This is a genomic window from Gimesia aquarii (assembly GCF_007748195.1).
Classification (GTDB): Bacteria; Planctomycetota; Planctomycetia; order Planctomycetales; family Planctomycetaceae; genus Gimesia; species Gimesia aquarii.
The window spans coordinates 1,156,456-1,174,943 of record NZ_CP037920.1 but is presented as its reverse complement, the minus strand read 5'-3'; the positions used below and the strand labels follow the sequence as shown (position 1 = coordinate 1,174,943).

The window sequence follows — 18,488 nt, the reverse complement described above, 5'->3', positions numbered from 1 at the left end:
CCTAGAAATTAGCTCCTGTGAATTGTTCGTGCTCCGGAATCTTCAGAAGAACCGTTTGCACGTTGGCCTCCTTTCCACCGACGCCGTTAAACAACCAGGTCTCGTTATCAATCACAAACGACCACTCTCGATCGAACTCTGGTGATCCTTCAATGATTCGAGGCAAATCGACTACAGCCGTCCGTTCAATTTTTTCTGAATTCCGATCGACCTGCAAAGCTGCGTTTTCATCTTCCAGGAAGTCTCCCTGGACGTGGATGGGTTCCGTAATCAAATGACCGTTAGGCGGGATGCACTGCACCTCCTGTGAGATCCCGGAAAAATCCGAGAGAATCAAATCGGCGTTCATTTTTTCGAGATCTTTGATTCCCACTGTTTTCTTCTCCTTAAAACCGAGTTTGTCGGTGAGTGCTTTGAGTGGGGATGCGTCTCGATTCCAACATCCGGCCGGCCAGGTAAACTGACTGCCATTCGTGGACATGACAGACGGAAACCCGGAAACATTCACATAGAGGATTTTGTGATTATTGAGCAACCACCTGGCACGCTCGCTCCGACCAAGGATCTCATTTTTAAATCGCTCACAGGGAGCACAACCACTTGACGTCAAAATGTAGAGAGTCGGCAGTTTCTTCGCCTGGGAAGCTTTACCAGCTGGTGAAGAGCGCACGATCGGCATTTCGAACTGATCCGACTTGTTTTGCTGGGCGTCTGAAGTACTGCAAAGGAAAGTCACCGCGATTACGATGATCAGTGAAATTAAAACGAGATAGGTTTTCATTGGGTTCCCTCCGTGGTTATTAAAGTTTGATTTGAAGTGTGAGATTCAACCAGGTCACATCCATGTCACCAGGTTAAATAGATTTGATGTTGAAATGACTTAAGTCAGTCAGATAAGCTAACTGAGTTTAAGTTTGACTGAGCTACTCCAGAGACCATATCCGGCGTTCCGTGTTGATTCAGCAGCCACCATAATTTCCTTGTGGTTGAAATAATGGTCCGAATCTTCTCCCAAGATTGCCAGATCCAATTCTTCCTCTTCTTGACGGATGAAAGAACGTCCGTCGTCGATCGACATCACAAAATCGGTTGTGAATGACAAACGGGGATTCGGAACAACATCGAGAGAAAAATCAGGACTGTCCTTAAGTGGATTGTCCTGGTTACCACCACCGGCAACAGCCAAATTTTTCGAAGAGATTGTGGTAGCGGATTCACCCCACATACTGACTGGTACAAATGCGATGAACTTAGTTTCGTCTTCATTACGAGGCTCATTCTGATCATCTTTGAAACTATAAAGATGTTGAATCCCTTTCATGAAGATTTTCATTAACTCAGCGGCCGTCGGATCAGTCGGATCTGCAACATTCAAGACCCCATAATCTGCAGCCGTGATAATATTTTTCTGAACTGGACTTTTGCCCTCTTGATGATCGGTCGCAAAGAACATTTTTTTATCGTAGCTTTGCGCGTTTTCACCGTTCTCAATCAGGTTTGTTAAAAGCCTGGCCCAATGCTTTTCACTGGTTTGAGCCAACTCGTTCATACGCTTACGTATCAAACCAACCTTATCTCGTTTCATTTCACGTTTTTTGACACGAACCGTAGCATCGAATTCTATGTTCCTAATTTCATAACTGAAATTTGTCAGCTGTTCGGCATTACGTCCGTTCGCGGACTCACGCATCATAGGCACATGACCGATCCCATGATAATCTTCGATTTCCTGATCCGAATCGAATAATGTGGATACGCGATCCACCCAGCCGATTTTTCTGATACCTTCCACACCTTCATAGAAGAAAGCACGAATTCCGCGTTCTCCTAGTTTGGCGACACCTCCTCGTGTTGGTGTATGGCTCATTTTTTAATTCTCCTCATACTTTTGTTAAAACTGTCTGCTTTAAAAAACGGACAGGTTAATGACAACAATCAGACTGAAATGAATCAGACACGCAACGCGGGTAAATAGATAATCTTGATATCCATTTCACCTGCTGAAATCGCTGTAAAATCAGTTCCTCCTGTGACTGTGACGCGCGGAGTGACCGCCGCGGCCAGATAGCCTTGATTGGCGGCAACAGATGGTGGAGCCGATCCAACAACATCAGCTGCAACACAGCTACTGTCGAGTTTTGCGGAGAACCGATCCACATTGCCGGACTCACCAACTTGAACCACCGCAGTCGTATTTCCAGTGAATCCTGTTTTGACATCGGCTTGCCAGCCAAGAACAACGGAACCTTCCGGAATCGGCGTGGATAGATCGATGTAACCAGATGCATCTACGTCAGTGAAATCACCGAACGCAACGGTTTCGGACAGAACATGGAATTGTGGATTTGTCTCGAACAGAACCAGAGCTACTCCCGATCGCAAATAGGCGACAACCTTACCAACTTTGAATCCAGAGCGAAGAGAAAGAGTGCCGGAGTCTTGGGCATACACCGAGGCCTCGATGACCGCATCCGATAAAGCGACACCAGCCAAAGCGACTTCCAGATAGAATTTACCGCGTTTACAGCAAACATTCAGATCGCCATCCACACTACTATTATTGTTGCGACCTTCTAAAGTGATGCCAGCGAACTTATCGCCAATTACAAACGGCCGTGCATACCCACTGGCATTCAAACCGACAACTGATCCCTGATAAATATTTGTGGTAGCGGCTACAGGGAAATCCGCTTCTTCACCCCTGGACTCAATCCAAGTAGTGTCCTGTGTTAAAGCAGCCATATTAACTATCCTTAGTTGGGGAACTGAAATTTCAGTTCGCGAATTCCATTTCAATATTCAGTAAACGGTTGAATTCAGAGAATTACTTTTTCTGACTAAATTCTTCCGGATGTTTTTTGTAATAGGTGAAAAACGAAGTTTTGATATTTCCGAATTCCGCTTTTTCATCAACGGACATATTGTTCCAGACACTGGCAGCGTCATTGTCGATCTCCGACTCTGACTTAGACTCGTTAGTTTTAGAATCATTTGGTTCATTTGCTGGAGCAAAGTTAACTTTCAACTCTTCATCATCTTTTTTGAGCGTCGCGTTCTCTTCTTTCAAAGTTTGATTTTCTTTGACTACATCGTCGTAGCGTTTAGCTTTGGCTTGTTCGACCGAGAGTCCCTCTTTATGTGCCTGGATTGCAAATTCTAGATCGTCGGGGAAAGCGGATTCCATCTCGGACAATGCTTTGTCGGATTCTGCTTTGGCTTCCGACTTCGCTTTTTCAGCCGCTTCCGACTGTATTTTCTGGACCGCTTCCGGATTGGATTTCTTCATTTGTTGTTCAGACAAACCCAATGGAGTTTTCTCCACGAGAGTTTCATTCTTACTAGTGTTCTCAGCTTCTGCTTTCGATGTATCTGGCGTATTCTTGGCCATCGTCATCATCTCCATGATTAAAAGAATGGTTATTCGGTCCCGTTAATTCGGCGACCAGTTGCTTTAGAGTTCCCACGCGATCGGCCAGGCCCATGTCGACGGCTTCCTGTCCGGTAAAAATCTTTGCATCGGCCATATTAGTCAAAACGTCATCGACTGAAGTTTTGCGGTTATCCGCGACTACTTCTACAAAAATTGAATACAGTCGATCCGATCGATTCTGTAAGTGCTCTTGATAATCTCCATTGAAAGGTACTGATGGATGAAACGTCTTTTTGAATTTTCCCGATGCAATGATCTTTGTAACGCGTCCGGTTTCTGCTTCATATTTAGACCAATCGAACCGCTCCTGGATCACACCGATTGAGCCGATTAGTCCATTGCGAGTAATAACAATTTCGTCTGCACAGGATCCGAGATAGACTCCAGCCGAGGCCATCATTTCATTGCAGACTGAACGAATCGAAATATTTTTGCGTACAGCGTTGATCCGTTTGGCCGCTTCATCAAGGCCTGCATTGACACCACCTGGAGTATCGACGTCCATGATAATTTCATCGATTCCTGATCTTTGAGAGAGGACTTCGATTTTTGTGGCAAACTCATCACTGGAGGTTGCTCCATACCAACGAGTCATCCAATTGGGATAACGCACGATCACACCGTGCAGAGGAACAATCGCGACATTCTCAATGATTTTGCAATCTTCCAGATTGACCTCGTCGAATTCCTGCTCGTCCTCGTCATCATCAAAGAACGCTTTTTCCGACATCATTTGACGATAGTACATCGCTGTTTCTTCGAGTGCGTCCGGAAGAATCATTAAGTCACCAGAGAGAAACGAAACATCCATTTACACTGCCTCCTGTGTATTCGTCTTTGTTTCTTGATTGCGACGACTTGGAGGCTCGATCGAATCTTTGACTGGAATCGCTCGTTCGACCAGTTGGACATTTTCTCTTTCAAGTTCCTGCTCGATTTCTTCCTGGCTGATACCGCGACGACGATTAAATTCTGTTCGAGAACCGAACGCATATTGAATCGCCAGGGCACAGGCCTGTGCATCCTGTAGCGGATTCGGTGAAGGCCACCCCGGAAAACCCCATACATGCTTATATGGATTCGCTCCCAATTTGTCTCGATCATAAAACCCACGCTCAATTCGAACGTCGAGCCAGAACTGATAAATTTTGAACAAGAACCAGGCAAAATCATCTTGCTCTATTTCAAACCGTCGTTGTGCCTGGTTGAGCAGCTGTCGTGAGCTGGCAAAATTGACATGACTGAAATCGAGTAAGACCAATTCCAATGGTAACCCGATCGGAATTCCCACATAGCGATTCAGTAACATGATAAACGATTCGAATGTGTTATTCGGTCGATTGCTTTGGACAGACTGGATTTCTTCACCCGATCGAATGTAATTCAAAGCGAGTGGATCCAGCTCTTCAAGATGGTCGATATCTTCATCACGCTTGTTGTACATGGTCCGCATCCACTCAGCAGCCCCGACCGGATTCTCGGTTTTAACGACCATATTTAAAGAGGCAGCGATTTTTGCAGCCTGTCTTTCCCAGGCTAATAGATCATCAATATCATCGATTTCACGAATGAGCGGTGCACAGATGGGAATGCCGCGACCCTGAGTGGTACGACGCGGAGAATAGATCTGTACCACACGATCTGCCCTGATAGCTTTACCGTCATTGACAGAGACATAAGGGGATTTGGGAGCCCTGTTTGCGACCCACAGAAATTTTTTGACACCATCTTTTTTCGCGATCCCGTTGATCGTCTCCAGGCCTCCGATCGTACCAACGGATTGACCATTTGGATTCAAAACGCGATCGCCTTCAAAGCCCATAACCGAACAATTACCTTCCGGCCGAAACTGCAGAAAATAGTCACCGTCCCGTTTATAGGAGCGAAATACATTTCGCAGAAATGACCAACCACTAAATTCACGACAGGCGTCGAGGTTGTGAGTAATCCAATAGGAGAAATCTTCTTTGATTTGTTTGTTGAGATCTTCGTCCGGAGTTTTAGGACGCAATTCAAAACCTGTTGAGCTGATCACGTTTTCCATTACGCGATCGACGATCGCCATCGCCAGACCGTTGTTCCGATCGAGATCACGGGCCGTTTCCCGGAGCGTCCATAAATCATAATGATCTATGTGATCGTCTCCGGATCCCCCACCTTTATCCTTTCCAGTATGATCTTTGTCGCCACGTTTCTTCTGAGCGGCATCATAACTGGCGAGGAATGCGCGTGCCTGAGCTCGCTTCAATCCCCAACCGGGAAACATATAGTCCACAAATTTGTCGATTCTCGGCTTTTGATTCCGTTTGCTTTTCTTAACCATGCGATCAATCTCTCCTGAATGTCACATGGTTTCGACGGAATGTGCTATATTGAGCCGCATCGACAACTTCAGTGAGTTGTTTTTCTTCCGATCGCAAAGAATTGAGATACTGAGCATCCACAGCAGAAACGTTCTTTGATCGCCCTTCAATAGCAACCGTCCGCTGTGCGACCTCCTGAATATGGAGTCGCAAGCGTGACAGTCGAGAACTGACATCTGGTTCACTCATATAATCTGCATATTGCCAAGTAGTCATGGCGTCGTACTTTGGGTGGGGTCGCTCGGTTTCTGCAATAGCGTTTTGCCAGATCTGGCGATCTATTTTTATGGAATGTATGTAACCTCTTTATTGTTTTTAGGTTTGAAATTGCAAATTGAACAAGCAAAGTATCGAGTTCGACGGTTCCCCTCACGAATTGTGGAAAGGACTCTATATTTTCCCGGACACTTTTTATCCGATCCACAGGGATCCCCACTGTGAACTTTATTGTTTATGATGGGAGCCGGTATTGTTTCCCGGACACTTTGTTCCGGTTTCTGTTCAGTCTGATGAGGTTTGATCGGAGGAGTCTCTAGTTTCGGATCCACTTCCGATGCGGGTGGTATGACAGGAGGAGTCGCTGGTTTTGGATCCACATCCGGAGAGTTGGTCTCTCTTGATCTTTCAGATTGTTTTGAATCGGATTCCGTTTTTTGCTGAAGGAATTCGGCTGCAGTTGGAGCTGCTGTTTCTTTTGTTGATTTCTTCTGTTGTTTTGATGGTTGTTTTTTTACCTGTCTGGCCATTGTCTACCACCTCCTTGCAAGAGTGAATTTTTCTTCTTTTTATTACGACGAGGCGTCCGTACCTCTTCCGTGATAGTGGGCCGCTCTGGTAACAGGTACCATTCCTGGCCGTTATTTGTGATGATCTGAGCTGCAGCCCAGTTGTAGCGAATCAGGTCTCGCTGATCGTTGGGATTACGTGTGCGGCGTTTCCAGCCTTTGGTATAGAAACCGTCCGGACCGTATTCGATTTCAGGATATTCATTGAGGAGCTCTTCCAGGAAGTCTGAATCGTCGGTCAGCTCAACCGGAATGGTAAATCGATTGACGGCATCCGGTTTCAAACGGCCATCAAGAATCCGTTGTAACCAGAATTGCGATCGCATAGAGTTGACGATCACAAGAAGTACTTCACGATTCAATAACCGTCTTTCCTTTGTTTCAGTTTGTTTTTGATTACCGAGATCATTTGAGATTTCTGATAGCGAGTAATGTTTAGTTAAAGAAGTCGACGATCCCTTTAATGGAAAACAGTAGGGACGATTGCGACAGAGATCATAAATATCATCAGTGGAATTTCCATCACCGGAATCGACCAGATCGAAAGGAATGTAAAGATGCGGTCCACTATCAGCGTGGGGATAGTCGCGACGGTTGAGAATTCCATTGAGCTCTTGAAAACCAAATGCAGTCCCTTTATCAACTGTAGCCCCGCGGCCACCTTCACCCCAGGCACAAACTTGCCAGGGAAATTCGTAACCTGCGGACTTACTTTGCACGTCGACGGCTCGCGTAATGAATCGAGACCAAAGCGGACAAATACCGATATGATCTTCATCACTTCTCAGGATTCTGACCAGCTCCTCCGGATCCGCTTCCTCCGGAGCGGGATCCCAGGGTAGGGCCAACGTAGAATTGGTGAAATCGCGGAGTTTGTCAGGATCATCTCCACATGCGAGGTAATCGGCGACGATTTGATCCCAACCGCTAATCAGTAAGGAATACAGCGTGGACAGAGGTCCGAAGCAAACATAGGCTGATTCCACATCTGGTTTATCGTGGATCCGGCCTTCTCGGTCGATCGTCTGACCTTCTGCAACCCATTTTCCGGCCCGCATCATTTCCGCACGATCATCATTCTGAATGGGCAGACCACAGTCCTCACATAAATAGACGGCCGATTCTGCAGCTAGAATCGGATCCGCTTCCGGATCTCCTTTACCTTCCCATTCGAGCTGCTCAAACTTTAATGTTTGATAATGCAAGCAATGAGGGCAGGGAACATAAAATTCCCGGCGTTGTGTCCGCTTTGCATTCCTGAGTTTCCAGATGCGAGACGATTCAATGTGACCTGGTGTAGATTCATAGATTGCTTTTGAATCGTAGGGATAACCTTTCGCTCTCTGTTTGAAACTATTTGCGGCCTGGGCCTCTGTATTTTTGCGATGCGGCCACTTGTCCCATTCATTCCCGAACAGGTAACAAGCAGGATAGCCGGCGACAGTTGCCGGCGATCCACCATAGGCCAGCCTGACACGACACCGATCAAACAGAATCATGTCCGCCGGCCGTTTTCCTTTCACTGGAATGAGACCAACCGTCGCCGCGCAATTCTCCAGCATTGGATAGATCATTTCATCGACGGTACGACTGGTAGAGGGTTCATCGCAGGAACCGAAGGCCATCGGTTTGGGACAATTCACCGCGGCGTGCATCATGCAGCCTGTCACTGTTGTCGTCTTAGCAGAACGGGTCGCCCAAATCAGATAGATTTCACGGATGGAAGGATCATCGAATGCTCGAAAGACTTCACGTGTATGAGGGGCTAGGTCATAGTTACAATATCCCTCATACTCAGATCCTTTAGGAGTTTTAACATTCTTCGGAATCCACTCCTCTGCTTTGACGCGCTTGGGAGGTTTCCAAAGTGATTTGATCCGATTCTTGAAAGTCGGTTTACAAGTCGTTGCCGTCACGCTTTGCCTGGTCCCTCTTCAACAGCCGATAAACGTTCTAGCGTTTGTTCGATCATCTTTTGTAATTCTTCCACTTTCCTCTGGCATTTTTTGCAAAGGTGACGACGCATTTCTTTAGGCAACGTCAATAGCTGATCGCGTGCCTCAATCACACATTCGGCCGCAAACAATTCATACTCTTCTAGTGGTAATAATTCACCGTCCTTGATTTGGTCATTGCGTTCCAGATCCTTGGTTTTTAAACGTTCTTGCAGGAGCTTCTCTTTTTTTAGATCCTCATTCAGTCTTTTTGATTCGGATGATTCCGTCTCGTTGAAATGGATGTCGACCCAGGGTTGACATTCTTCGATTACGAATTTGTATTTCCGTCCGGACTTTGTTGCTGGAAGACCGTTGGCAATCCAGGTCTGAATTGTTTTGTCAGATCTTCCCCAATATTCTGCAGCCGCTTTTTGGCCATAGAGGACTTTGATTGGTTCCGGAGTTTTTTTAGTAGCTGGTTTTTTGGATTTTGATGGGAAACGTTTTGAAGTGGCTTTTTTCCTGGGCGATGTCGATCGTTTGGCTGATTTTTTGCCCATAAAATCGAACGAATTTTAATAGGAAGAAGAAGAAGTGACTAAAAATTTCGTTTTGAAACAAAAAAATTGCGATTATGGAACCGCGCGCGGCCCCAGGCCCCCCCAGGGAGGACCCGAGATTTTTTAGCCTGGCTCGTATTCAGCCGGCTTGATCGTCAACTGCTCTTTGCCTTGGGAGTATTTCAAGCCGAGTTGTTTCAAATGATCTGTAGTCAAACGTCCTTCTTCGAATGCTTTTTTGATCTTAGAAACACTGAGCCTAGGTTTGAGCTCGATGACTTCTGATAACAAGCGAGCTTCTTTGTTCTTTCCAAAGATACAAATTGATTTCAACCAAGCCATGATCATTTCGATCAAAGTTGACTGCAAAAGTTTATCGAGCAGTTTCATACTGCCCTCTTCATTCAAACCTGAACGATATTCAACCTTTGATGGCTGAACTTTAAAACTGATCGAACCGTGTGGAAACTTCCGTGTCTTGGAATTCCTACTGATCAGTGTTGAACGATTATTATTGCAGTAGTCGATCACCATTTGGCTCAGTTGTGAATAACGATCCTTAGTATACTGCAGCGTAGTTTTACCGCATGGCAGTACTTTCTTACGTTCATACTGCCGCTTGATTGATTCGATTTGCTCCGAACATCGCGCATCGACTGACTTGTCATAAGCATTTAAAAATGAGAGCTCGTGCAATGCTTTGTCGAGGTCCTCTTCTGATTCGATCGAACCTTTTATAGAATCAGCTGATGATGGTCGATCAGCTGCGCTCAGTGTCTTCGACATCTGAATTCATTCCTTTCAACAATTTGAATGCAAGATAAATCAGGGCCACAAATGCAATGAAGATTACAAGACCTATTCCTGTTGATGAATCAGATTCAATGTCAGATTCTGATTGCTCTTGAGGTTCATACAACGGATCAGGTTCCGGATCGATTATTTCAATGACTTCCGGATCCGGTTCCTGTACCGTTATCGTTTCAACCTTTTCAATCGCGTTGAGTGCATCTTCGGCCAGAATCCCAGCAACGGCCGGCACTGGAGTTTTCTCCAACACTTCATCGACACGGTCAGCAGCTCCCTGGATCGGTTTTCGGATCTTTTCCATGGGACTGGTTCGTTTTGAAGGGGGATCATAGTAGGGACGATACTGTTGTTTTTGATCGTCCGTTTGGCAGCCTGGCAGAGTCAACAACATAACGATGAATACAATAATCCAAAATACGAGATATAAAATCGATCGAGTGGAATTTGGATCTGGTGTATTTGGATCCGGATAAATGGCCATCATTCGTTTTCGCTCCAGTGAGGCCCCTTTTGCCAGTGCGGAGCGTACTCGTTAAAAAGTGGCTCTGAAAACAGCCAGCCGTCATACTGAGCTGGCTCACCTTTATTGATCATTTCCGGTACCATTTTGTCTGGTACCGCGATGACCTTGGGCTCCGGTTTACGCTTGAAGCGATCAACTAAATTACAGCCGCTTTCGATCGTTAGTAATGCGACCACGAGTACGCATACGGTGAAACTGTGATTGAACCGCTTGTTCGTCTCGTTTGGTCGCATTGCGTTGAATCCTTTCAACTTCTTCTAGCCGCTCGTTTTCATCACTGTGTTTTTTCTTTGTCAAAAAAAACAGCAGTTCCAAAAAGACTGCGACTGCTCTTAAAATACCACCCATTGATCACTCGTCTGAATACTGACGTGGATCGTGATACCTCTCGATAGATGGTTCGAGTTCTCCAATTTCCATTTGAATCGGCAAACTCTTTTCCAATTTGTGACCAATCCCGACGAGGCCAAAAGCAGCTAGTAATAGCTTGATTGCTTCAGCAGTCTCAATTTCTCCAAGTAACATTCCGCTTAGGGAAAATACAACTGTAAGAAATGCAGTGAGGTATGTCTTCTTACCGTCAAGCGCTTTGAGGGGGAGTTTGTCGAACATCGATCTGGCTTCCTTACCTAGTAAAGAAATGTTATAAAGCGGAGTTGCTTCCATGCTCGTCCGCTCTTGAAAATTACCGGCGATTCCCGTTCCATCAGTAGGCACCGGCTTTTTCCTTGCATGAACAATTTCGCGTTGTATCGTTTCAAAAAGTCAAGGGCAGATTATGAAGAGAAAAACAAAGCCGGTTCAAATTGAACTCGACATTGATGAATGGTGGCCGCTAAGTCGTTACGCGGCAAAAGAGAAGACTTCGATTCGTCGTCTCGCAAAACAGCAATTGATGCCGTTAATCAATGAACTGAAAAAGAAGTTCCCGCGGGAGCCAAACAAGCCTGCTCCGTCGATCGACGACACTGTTAAATGATTCGTGAGCTCTGATCTTGCGATCGTCCGAGCCCCTGAGAGGCCTCGTGTCGTGGTCTCCCGCAGACGCGCCCATTTTTTGGACTTAAATGAAATAATATCACGTCCTGCGGCCATCCATTAATGACTAATGACCGGGTAACTACTTTTTACCCGGTCATTTTCACTCTTCGGTGATTTTGCGTAAATTCTCCGTATCGCAAAAAATTTAACATCTTAGAATGTGTACATATAGACCGATACATGTTCTAGTATACGAAACAGCCCATTCGTCCATTTGCTATGAATTTAGAATGATTTTATCACGACTGAGGGTCTACAAACATGTCACCAAAGCAGCTTTTTTACTCGTACTCTCATAAGGACGAAGATCTGCGCGAAGAATTGGAAGAACACTTGAGCCTCTTGAGGAATGAAAAAATAATTAGCGAATGGCATGACCGGAGGATTATCGCTGGAGGGGAATGGGCTGATGAAATTGATCAGAATTTGGAGAATGCAGAGATCATACTGCTACTGATCAGTTCCAGCTTTAATGCTTCCAATTACTGCTACAAAAAAGAAATGAAACGTGCGTTGGAGTTGCACAACTCAAGACAAGCTGTTGTCATCCCCGTCATCCTGAGAGACTGCGATTGGCATTCTGCTCCCTATGGAAAGCTTCAGGCACTACCCAAAGATGGTAAGGCAATTACAGGTTCTGGCTGGCACAGCACCGACAAAGCATTTAAAGATGTCGCCAGAGGAATTCGTGAAGCTGCTCAAACAATAACGACAGTAAAAACTAAGATCTTTGATGTTCCCTTCAAAGAAAACCCTGTCTTTACCGGCCGTAAGAAAGAACTGAACGAACTTCGCAAGCGCCTTACATCAGGTGGTCGAACCGCTCTAACTCAGGCAATCCGAGGTTTGGGGGGCATTGGCAAAACACAAATTGCCGCCCGATATGCTTATAAATATCAAACAGAATATGAATTTGTATTCTGGGTCCAGTTGACCGATGAGGAAAAAAGGGAACAGACTGATCCCTTACTTCTGCTGTTAAATAGCTATGTCGGTTATTGTGAAAAATTAAGTATCCCCTTCGATGAAACCGAAGCTGAGACGGCGATACCAGCTTTTAAGAATTGGCTGGAACAGCATCATAACTGGTTGCTGATTTTTGATAACGCAGATCAACCGAACTCCTTAGAAAGATTCTTACCACTCCAAAGTCAGGGGCATATTCTATTGACCTCACGCGCAAGTGTGTTCGACAAATTGCAAATCCTAGAACCAATCGAAGTCGACAAACTACCTTTGGATCAAGCGACCGCTTTCTTAATCAAACGAGTGGCACGTGAGTTGAATGATTCGGAACAGACATTCGCACGAAAATTGGCGAAAGAGCTCGATCGATTGCCATTGGCCTTAGAGCAAGCCGGTGCCTACCTTCATAATAAGAAAGCCTCTACTTTCGAAAACTATCTGCGTCGCTATAGCGAGTCAAAATTGACGCTTTTAGAAAAACAAGGACCAATTTTCGGCAAGTATTCAGAATCCGTGGAAACCACCTGGTTGATCAATTTTCAGGAAATAGAAGAAAAGGAAGAATTACAGGCTTCCGCTGATGTACTTCGTTTTTGTGCTTTCCTTGCCCCTGATTCCATACCCGTAGAATTAATCACACAAGGGGCACACTATCTGAGCGAATCCATTCAGCATTTTTTTGAAGAGACTGGCAATGACGTGTCGGATCTACTTCAGCCATTGTTTAACTATTCCCTGATTCAGATGGTGCCTGGGAAGAATGAATTTAGTATTCACCGTTTAGTTCAGGAAGTGATGAAGTCAAGGATCGACTCACAAGATGAGCAATCGATCTGGCAGGAACGCGTAGTGAACTGTGTCAATGAAATCTATCCCTGGCCTGAGCATGGTAATTGGCAAGTTTGCCGAAGTCTTGCACCACAAGGAATGGTTGCCAACGATTACATCAAACAGTCAAGGATTGAATCAGAAAACAGTGGATCATTGTCATGTAAACAAGCCAATTTATTCTCTCATGTCGGTGAATATAAAGAGGCAGAACCACTCTATTTGCAGGCAATTGAAATTAGTCGTACGGTCCTAGGGGAAAACCATCCGGAATTCGCGACCAGCCTCAACAATCTGGCTGATTTGTATAGAAGCCAGGGGCGTTACGAAGAGGCCGAAACACTCCATCAACAGGCGATGGAAATTCGTCGTACGGTCCTGGGGGAAAACCATCCCTCCTTCGCGAGCAGCCTCAACAACCTGGCTGTTTTATATGCAAACCAGGGGCGTTACGAAGAGGCCGAAACACTCTATCGACAAGCGATGGAAATTCGTCGTACGGTCCTGGGGGAAAACCATCCCTTCTTCGCGACCAGCCTCAACAATCTGGCTCATTTATATCAAAGCCAGGGGCGTTACGAAGAGGCCGAACCGCTCCATCAACAAGATATGGAAATTAGTCGTACGGTCCTGGGGGAAAACCATCCGGAATTCGCGACCAGCCTCAACAATCTGGCTCATTTATATCAAAGCCAGGGGCGTTACGAAGAGGCCGAAACACTCTATCGACAAGCGATGGAAATTCGTCGTACGGTCCTGGGGGAAAACCATCCGGAATTCGCGACCAGCCTCAACAATCTGGCTGGTTTGTACGTAAACCAAGGGCGTTACGAAGAGGCCGAAACACTCTATCGACAGGCTATCGAAATCTTGAAATCGACAGTTGGACTGGACAATCCGAACACGAAAACTGTTAGGGAAAATTACCAAATTTGTATAGAAGCTAAAGAAGGAAATAATTAAGAGGCACAAAAATGACCTGGTAACTTATGTTACCCGAACATTTTTGTTTGTGTACTCGATAAATAATGACCGGGTAATAGAAGTTACCCGGTCATTAAACGAAGCTACTATGGCAGAGGCAACTATTTTATCCACACCTGAATCGCATTAATATTCCAGTCACTTTCCAGATCAGGACTATCGATGAATTCCACAAAACCACCCATTCCGATATTAAAATCAAACTTCGATTTACAAAGGGTTCTGAAAAAAGCACAGGTTGAAGAATGGATCGAACTTACTCTCATAAACCAAAATCATGCCGATATCAGCTCCTTATCCGATCAAGAAATTATCAAGTATTTGAAAACTGATCAACGATGCTTCCGCATTAGCACAGGCCTTTCTTTTGATAATATTACTGAACTCAAAGATCTGAAAACATTAAACATTATTTATTTTCACATCGGAGCTGAGGGGGCACAGGCGATTGCCCAGCTCCAGAATCTCACATCCCTCAATCTTAACCGGAACCAGATCGGAGATGAGGGGGCACAGGCGATTGCCCAGCTCCAGAATCTCACATCCCTCGATCTTAACCGGAACCAGATCGGAGATGAGGGGGCACAGGCGATTGCCCAGCTCCAGAATCTCACCTCCCTCAATCTTAACTGGAACCAGATCGGAGCTGAGGGGGCACAGGCGATTGCCCAGCTTCAGAATCTCACCTCCCTCAATCTTTACAATAACCAGATCGGAGATGAGGGGGCACAGGCGATTGCCCAGCTTCAGAATCTCACATCCCTCAATCTTTACAATAACCAGATCGGAGCTGAGGGGGCACAGGCGATTGCCCAGCTTCAGAATCTCACATCCCTCGATCTTTACAATAACCAGATCGGAGCTGAGGGGGCACAGAGGATTGCCCAGCTTCAGAATCTCACATCCCTCGATCTTGACTGGAACCAGATCGGAGATGAGGGGGCACAGGCGATTGCCCAGCTTCAGAATCTCACCTCCCTCGATCTTAACAATAACCAAATCGGAGATGAGGGGGCACAGGCGATTGCCCAGCTTCAGAATCTCACCTCCCTCGATCTTTACAATAACCAGATCGGAGATGAGGGGGCACAGGCGATTGCCCAGCTTCAGAATCTCACATCCCTCAATCTTTACAATAACCAGATCGGAGCTGAGGGGGCACAGGCGATTGCCCAGCTTCANCCTCCCTCGATCTTTACAATAACCAGATCGGAGCTGAGGGGGCACAGGCGATTGCCCAGCTCCAGAATCTCACCTCCCTCTATCTTTACAATAACCAGATCGGAGATGAGGGGGCACAGGCGATTACCCAACTCCAGAATCTCACCTCCCTCGATCTTTTCAATAACCAGATCGGAGATGAGGGGGCACAGGCGATTGCCCAGCTCCAGAATCTCACATCCCTCAGACTTAACGGGAACCAGATCGGAGATGAGGGGGCACAGGCGATTGCCCAGCTTCAGAATCTCACATCCCTCAATCTTAACGGGAACCAGATCGGAGCTGAGGGGGCACAGGCGATTGCCCAGCTTCAGAATCTCACCTCCCTCGATCTTGACGAGAACCAGATCGGAGATGAGGGGGCACAGGCGATTGCCCAGCTCCAGAATCTCACATCCCTCAGACTTAACGGGAACCAGATCGGAGATGAGGGGGCACAGGCGATTGCCCAGCTCCAGAATCTCACCTCCCTCAATCTTAACTGGAACCAGATCGGAGCTGAGGGGGCACAGGCGATTGCCCAGCTCCAGAATCTCACCTCCCTCAATCTTAACGGGAACCAGATCGGAGCTGAGGGGGCACAGGCGATTGCCCAGCTTCAGAATCTCACATCCCTCGATCTTGACGGGAACCAGATCGGAGGTGAGGGAGTCCGCGCACTGCTCGACACTTGGTCCAACGGACCGCATTCCGATCGCCTTGAAACTCTCTCTTTGGCAGAAAACGGCGACCTCAGTTCCGTGCTGCCGGACGAGGCGATTTCGGGTTCGGACGCAGAAGCAATACTAGCTGCCTATCGGCGGTTTCACGGAAGTGAGGCACATCGACTCCAGCCCTTGCGCGAAGCGAGGTTGCTCGTGCTGGGCAACGAGGCCGTTGGGAAGACATCACTGGTTAGTTACCTCGTCGATAACGAATTTAGAAATCCGGCTGAAGAGAAAACGCCAGGGGCACGGCTACGGGAAAAGATTGAAGTTCAGGCCTGGGCGGACTCTTCGCCAGCACCGCTTGAATGCGACGTAAAATTGAATGTTTGGGATTTTGGCGGGCAGGACATCTATCATCGTACTCATCGGTTTTTTCTATCAGCCCGCAGCCTGTACCTGATAGTGCTGGAAGCGCGACGAGAAGACGACCGCTCGTACGTAGACTGGCTGCGCACGATTCAGAGCCGGGCAGGTGACGCGCCGACGATCATTGTGATCAACAAGTCGGACGGTGCACACCGTAACACCTTGCAACTTGACAAATCCGGCTTGTGCCGAGAGTTCCCCGGTATTGTGGATATCGTCCGTACTTCGTGTGAGGAAACTGAGGTGGACGCGCCAGCGATGATCCAAACGCTCCGCGAACTTATTGTACATACTCTCGAAAAAGACGAGCGTCTGAAGCACGTGCGCGAACCTGTGGCACCAGAGTGGCTGGCCGTCAAAGAACGGCTGACCATGATGGCCAGCGAGCAGCCGGTGCTGCAATTCAACAGGTTTGAGGCGCTATGCGAAGAGCAGGAAATCACCAACGTCGCAGAACAACGCGGACTGCTCAGGACACTCCACCACCTAGGGACGGTCGTAGCTCACGGGCTGGACAATGAGGACACGCCGCTCGGCATTCGTAACGTGGAACTGCTTGACCCCAACTGGCTCACGACAGCAATCTATTCGGTGATGACTGATTGCAGCGATCGCGCGGAGATGGTTGAACGTCCTGCCGAATTTACTCGGCAGGATCTCCGTCGCATTCTCGACCAAGAGCGATATTCACCGGAGCGAGACAGCTACGAGTACATCCTAGATATGATGCAGCACGACGATATCCAGTTGATCTACGAACTGCCAGGGAAGAAGGGCTGCTATCTTTTGCCGGCCGCACTGCCAAAAAACCGTCCTGAGCTCAACGACTGGCCCGGAGACGGGCTGCTGTTTCGGTATCGGTATGAGTTCCTGCCACCAGGCCTGTTGTCTCAATTCATCGTGCAGGCACACGAGCATGTTACGGCAACGCGATGGCGAACTGGAGTCGTGCTTGAGGTCCGAGAGTGTCGAGTGCTGGTCGAGGCGAAGATCGACGATGACATAGTGGACATTCAGGTTCAGGGCCGGGCCAATCGACGCCGTGACGCACTCAACGTCACTGCTGAATATCTCGAAATAGTGCATCGACGTTTCGGCGAACTAGGTGCGGAGGCGTGCGTTCCACTTCCGGAACAGCCACAGCTAGACGAGAGCTACGATCACTTGCTGATTCTCGAAGGGGATGAGCAAGATGGCCCCAATCATGAATACAGACCGCGCGGCGCTAAGCGGAAGTTCACGGTCTCCGAGTTGCTCAACGGAGTCCGTCTGAGTATCAGAGCACGCAGCGACATCCACATCACCAACAAGTTCTACGGGGGAGACGACATGTCAGAAACATACAACACTAGTATTGGAGATGGAAACAAAGACGTTTCCATCACCCAGGGAAAAGGCATAAATCGCGTTACTGCCGACAAGATCGAAGGCAGCTTCAATCAGGCGGCACAGTCAGACGCCTCAGACGAGGTTAAGACACTGCTCCGGGAACTTGCCGGAGAAGTTGCGAACATCGCAGCTGAGCAGGCGCCGGAGGATGCTGATGCAACGGCAGATGCCCTGGAGACGCTGACGAAGGAAGCCACTCGCCTATCCCCGCGTAAAGACTGGTGGGACCTGAGCGTCAAGGGAATCCAAGACGCGGCTAAGGCTGTTGGCACCGTGGGCGCTACGGCGGTAGTGATTGCCGAGAAGCTTGGCGGGTTGCTGTTTGATTAATCGGACTTTATCCGAACAAATGGTGCAACGAATTCTCGACGTACGCCAATATGAACGCGTTCGGAAAAACGTTACTTTTCGTGAATGGCTGTAGAAACACTCGACACATACTACAAGACGCCCGAACTGCTTCCGTTCTTGCCGTAAGCGAAATCAAAACACTTGCTTCCCGTCAATGGCGATGAAAACGGTACACATCTGACTTGCTTTCTAAAACTAAAAATGATGGGTGGGTAATTACCTTTTAC

General features: G+C 47.3%; 17 protein-coding genes and 2 pseudogenes. 5 read left to right on the top strand and 14 right to left on the bottom strand.

Annotated elements, in window-relative coordinates:
- Nucleotide 1: 1 nt before the first annotated feature.
- From V144x_RS04805 to V144x_RS04740, 14 genes are all read right to left on the bottom strand, one after another.
- Nucleotides 2-781, bottom strand: a complete 780-nt coding sequence (locus tag V144x_RS04805) for a thioredoxin domain-containing protein (RefSeq protein WP_144982179.1) — start codon at nucleotides 779-781, stop codon at nucleotides 2-4.
- A 117-nt stretch (nucleotides 782-898) separates the two neighbouring features.
- Nucleotides 899-1,867, bottom strand: coding sequence for a Mu-like prophage major head subunit gpT family protein (locus V144x_RS04800; RefSeq protein WP_144982176.1), 969 nt, complete (start codon nucleotides 1,865-1,867; stop codon nucleotides 899-901).
- An 83-nt stretch (nucleotides 1,868-1,950) separates the two neighbouring features.
- On the bottom strand, nucleotides 1,951-2,742 hold the full coding sequence (locus V144x_RS04795; protein WP_144982173.1) for a hypothetical protein: 792 nt from the start codon (nucleotides 2,740-2,742) through the stop codon (nucleotides 1,951-1,953).
- 82 nt (nucleotides 2,743-2,824) lie between these two features.
- Nucleotides 2,825-3,388, bottom strand: coding sequence for a hypothetical protein (locus tag V144x_RS04790; RefSeq protein ID WP_144982170.1), 564 nt, complete (start codon nucleotides 3,386-3,388; stop codon nucleotides 2,825-2,827).
- Nucleotides 3,348-4,241 (bottom strand): S49 family peptidase, encoded by an 894-nt coding sequence (locus tag V144x_RS04785; protein ID WP_144982167.1) that lies wholly within the window; start codon nucleotides 4,239-4,241, stop codon nucleotides 3,348-3,350. Before V144x_RS04785 ends, V144x_RS04790 begins: the two co-directional genes overlap by 41 nt.
- Entirely contained in the window at nucleotides 4,242-5,753 is a 1,512-nt protein-coding gene (locus V144x_RS04780) for a phage portal protein (RefSeq protein WP_144982164.1), read from the bottom strand.
- 4 nt (nucleotides 5,754-5,757) lie between these two features.
- Nucleotides 5,758-6,009 carry a hypothetical protein gene (locus tag V144x_RS04775; RefSeq protein ID WP_144982161.1) on the bottom strand — a complete coding sequence of 84 codons (252 nt, stop codon included), beginning with the start codon at nucleotides 6,007-6,009 and terminating at the stop codon, nucleotides 5,758-5,760.
- A 68-nt stretch (nucleotides 6,010-6,077) separates the two neighbouring features.
- Nucleotides 6,078-6,539 (bottom strand): hypothetical protein, encoded by a 462-nt coding sequence (locus V144x_RS04770; RefSeq protein ID WP_144982158.1) that lies wholly within the window; start codon nucleotides 6,537-6,539, stop codon nucleotides 6,078-6,080.
- Nucleotides 6,524-8,494 (bottom strand): terminase gpA endonuclease subunit, encoded by a 1,971-nt coding sequence (locus V144x_RS04765; RefSeq protein ID WP_144982155.1) that lies wholly within the window; start codon nucleotides 8,492-8,494, stop codon nucleotides 6,524-6,526. Before V144x_RS04765 ends, V144x_RS04770 begins: the two co-directional genes overlap by 16 nt.
- Nucleotides 8,491-9,075 carry a helix-turn-helix domain-containing protein gene (locus V144x_RS28280; RefSeq protein ID WP_197998759.1) on the bottom strand — a complete coding sequence of 195 codons (585 nt, stop codon included), beginning with the start codon at nucleotides 9,073-9,075 and terminating at the stop codon, nucleotides 8,491-8,493. Before V144x_RS28280 ends, V144x_RS04765 begins: the two co-directional genes overlap by 4 nt.
- Nucleotides 9,076-9,198: 123 nt before the next feature.
- The gene (locus V144x_RS04755) at nucleotides 9,199-9,861 is read right to left on the bottom strand and encodes a host-nuclease inhibitor Gam family protein (protein ID WP_144982152.1); all 663 of its coding nucleotides are present in this window, start codon (nucleotides 9,859-9,861) and stop codon (nucleotides 9,199-9,201) included.
- Nucleotides 9,836-10,369 carry a hypothetical protein gene (locus tag V144x_RS04750; protein WP_144982149.1) on the bottom strand — a complete coding sequence of 178 codons (534 nt, stop codon included), beginning with the start codon at nucleotides 10,367-10,369 and terminating at the stop codon, nucleotides 9,836-9,838. Before V144x_RS04750 ends, V144x_RS04755 begins: the two co-directional genes overlap by 26 nt.
- Complete coding sequence (locus V144x_RS04745; protein WP_144982146.1) at nucleotides 10,366-10,641, bottom strand: hypothetical protein; 276 nt, start codon at nucleotides 10,639-10,641, stop codon at nucleotides 10,366-10,368. Before V144x_RS04745 ends, V144x_RS04750 begins: the two co-directional genes overlap by 4 nt.
- 118 nt (nucleotides 10,642-10,759) lie before the next feature.
- Nucleotides 10,760-11,125: a hypothetical protein gene (locus V144x_RS04740; RefSeq protein WP_144982143.1), complete on the bottom strand. Its 366-nt coding sequence runs from the start codon at nucleotides 11,123-11,125 to the stop codon at nucleotides 10,760-10,762.
- A gap of 61 nt (nucleotides 11,126-11,186) precedes the next feature.
- Here V144x_RS04740 and V144x_RS04735 point away from each other — a divergent pair, with 61 nt between their 5' ends.
- The 5 genes and pseudogenes from V144x_RS04735 to V144x_RS04720 all read left to right on the top strand — a co-directional run bounded on the left by V144x_RS04735 (nucleotide 11,187) and on the right by V144x_RS04720 (nucleotide 18,240).
- Nucleotides 11,187-11,387 (top strand): hypothetical protein, encoded by a 201-nt coding sequence (locus V144x_RS04735; RefSeq protein ID WP_144982140.1) that lies wholly within the window; start codon nucleotides 11,187-11,189, stop codon nucleotides 11,385-11,387.
- Between the two features lie 323 nt (nucleotides 11,388-11,710).
- Nucleotides 11,711-14,206 (top strand): tetratricopeptide repeat protein, encoded by a 2,496-nt coding sequence (locus V144x_RS04730; RefSeq protein ID WP_144982137.1) that lies wholly within the window; start codon nucleotides 11,711-11,713, stop codon nucleotides 14,204-14,206.
- A 183-nt stretch (nucleotides 14,207-14,389) separates the two neighbouring features.
- Nucleotides 14,390-15,370 (top strand): annotated as a pseudogene (locus V144x_RS28970) (leucine-rich repeat domain-containing protein); the annotation flags it as partial.
- Between the two features lie 65 nt (nucleotides 15,371-15,435).
- Nucleotides 15,436-16,080 (top strand): annotated as a pseudogene (locus V144x_RS28965) (leucine-rich repeat domain-containing protein); the annotation flags it as partial.
- Nucleotides 16,081-16,161: 81 nt separating this feature from the next.
- Entirely contained in the window at nucleotides 16,162-18,240 is a 2,079-nt protein-coding gene (locus V144x_RS04720) for a COR domain-containing protein (protein WP_144982131.1), read from the top strand.
- Nucleotides 18,241-18,488 lie beyond the last annotated feature (248 nt).

Excerpts from the sequence above, each read along its gene's own strand:
- V144x_RS04775 (WP_144982161.1), bottom strand. The coding sequence starts at position 6,009 with ATGACTACTTGGCAATATGCAGATTATATGAGTGAACCAGATGTCAGT.
- V144x_RS04735 (WP_144982140.1), top strand. The coding sequence starts at position 11,187 with ATGAAGAGAAAAACAAAGCCGGTTCAAATTGAACTCGACATTGATGAA.
- V144x_RS04805 (WP_144982179.1), bottom strand. The coding sequence starts at position 781 with ATGAAAACCTATCTCGTTTTAATTTCACTGATCATCGTAATCGCGGTG.
- V144x_RS04730 (WP_144982137.1), top strand. The coding sequence starts at position 11,711 with ATGTCACCAAAGCAGCTTTTTTACTCGTACTCTCATAAGGACGAAGAT.
- V144x_RS04785 (WP_144982167.1), bottom strand. The coding sequence starts at position 4,241 with ATGGATGTTTCGTTTCTCTCTGGTGACTTAATGATTCTTCCGGACGCA.
- V144x_RS04750 (WP_144982149.1), bottom strand. The coding sequence starts at position 10,369 with ATGATGGCCATTTATCCGGATCCAAATACACCAGATCCAAATTCCACT.
- V144x_RS04745 (WP_144982146.1), bottom strand. The coding sequence starts at position 10,641 with ATGCGACCAAACGAGACGAACAAGCGGTTCAATCACAGTTTCACCGTA.
- V144x_RS04800 (WP_144982176.1), bottom strand. The coding sequence starts at position 1,867 with ATGAGCCATACACCAACACGAGGAGGTGTCGCCAAACTAGGAGAACGC.
- V144x_RS04790 (WP_144982170.1), bottom strand. The coding sequence starts at position 3,388 with ATGGCCAAGAATACGCCAGATACATCGAAAGCAGAAGCTGAGAACACT.
- V144x_RS04780 (WP_144982164.1), bottom strand. The coding sequence starts at position 5,753 with ATGGTTAAGAAAAGCAAACGGAATCAAAAGCCGAGAATCGACAAATTT.
- V144x_RS04795 (WP_144982173.1), bottom strand. The coding sequence starts at position 2,742 with ATGGCTGCTTTAACACAGGACACTACTTGGATTGAGTCCAGGGGTGAA.
- V144x_RS04755 (WP_144982152.1), bottom strand. The coding sequence starts at position 9,861 with ATGTCGAAGACACTGAGCGCAGCTGATCGACCATCATCAGCTGATTCT.
- V144x_RS28280 (WP_197998759.1), bottom strand. The coding sequence starts at position 9,075 with ATGGGCAAAAAATCAGCCAAACGATCGACATCGCCCAGGAAAAAAGCC.
- V144x_RS04770 (WP_144982158.1), bottom strand. The coding sequence starts at position 6,539 with ATGGCCAGACAGGTAAAAAAACAACCATCAAAACAACAGAAGAAATCA.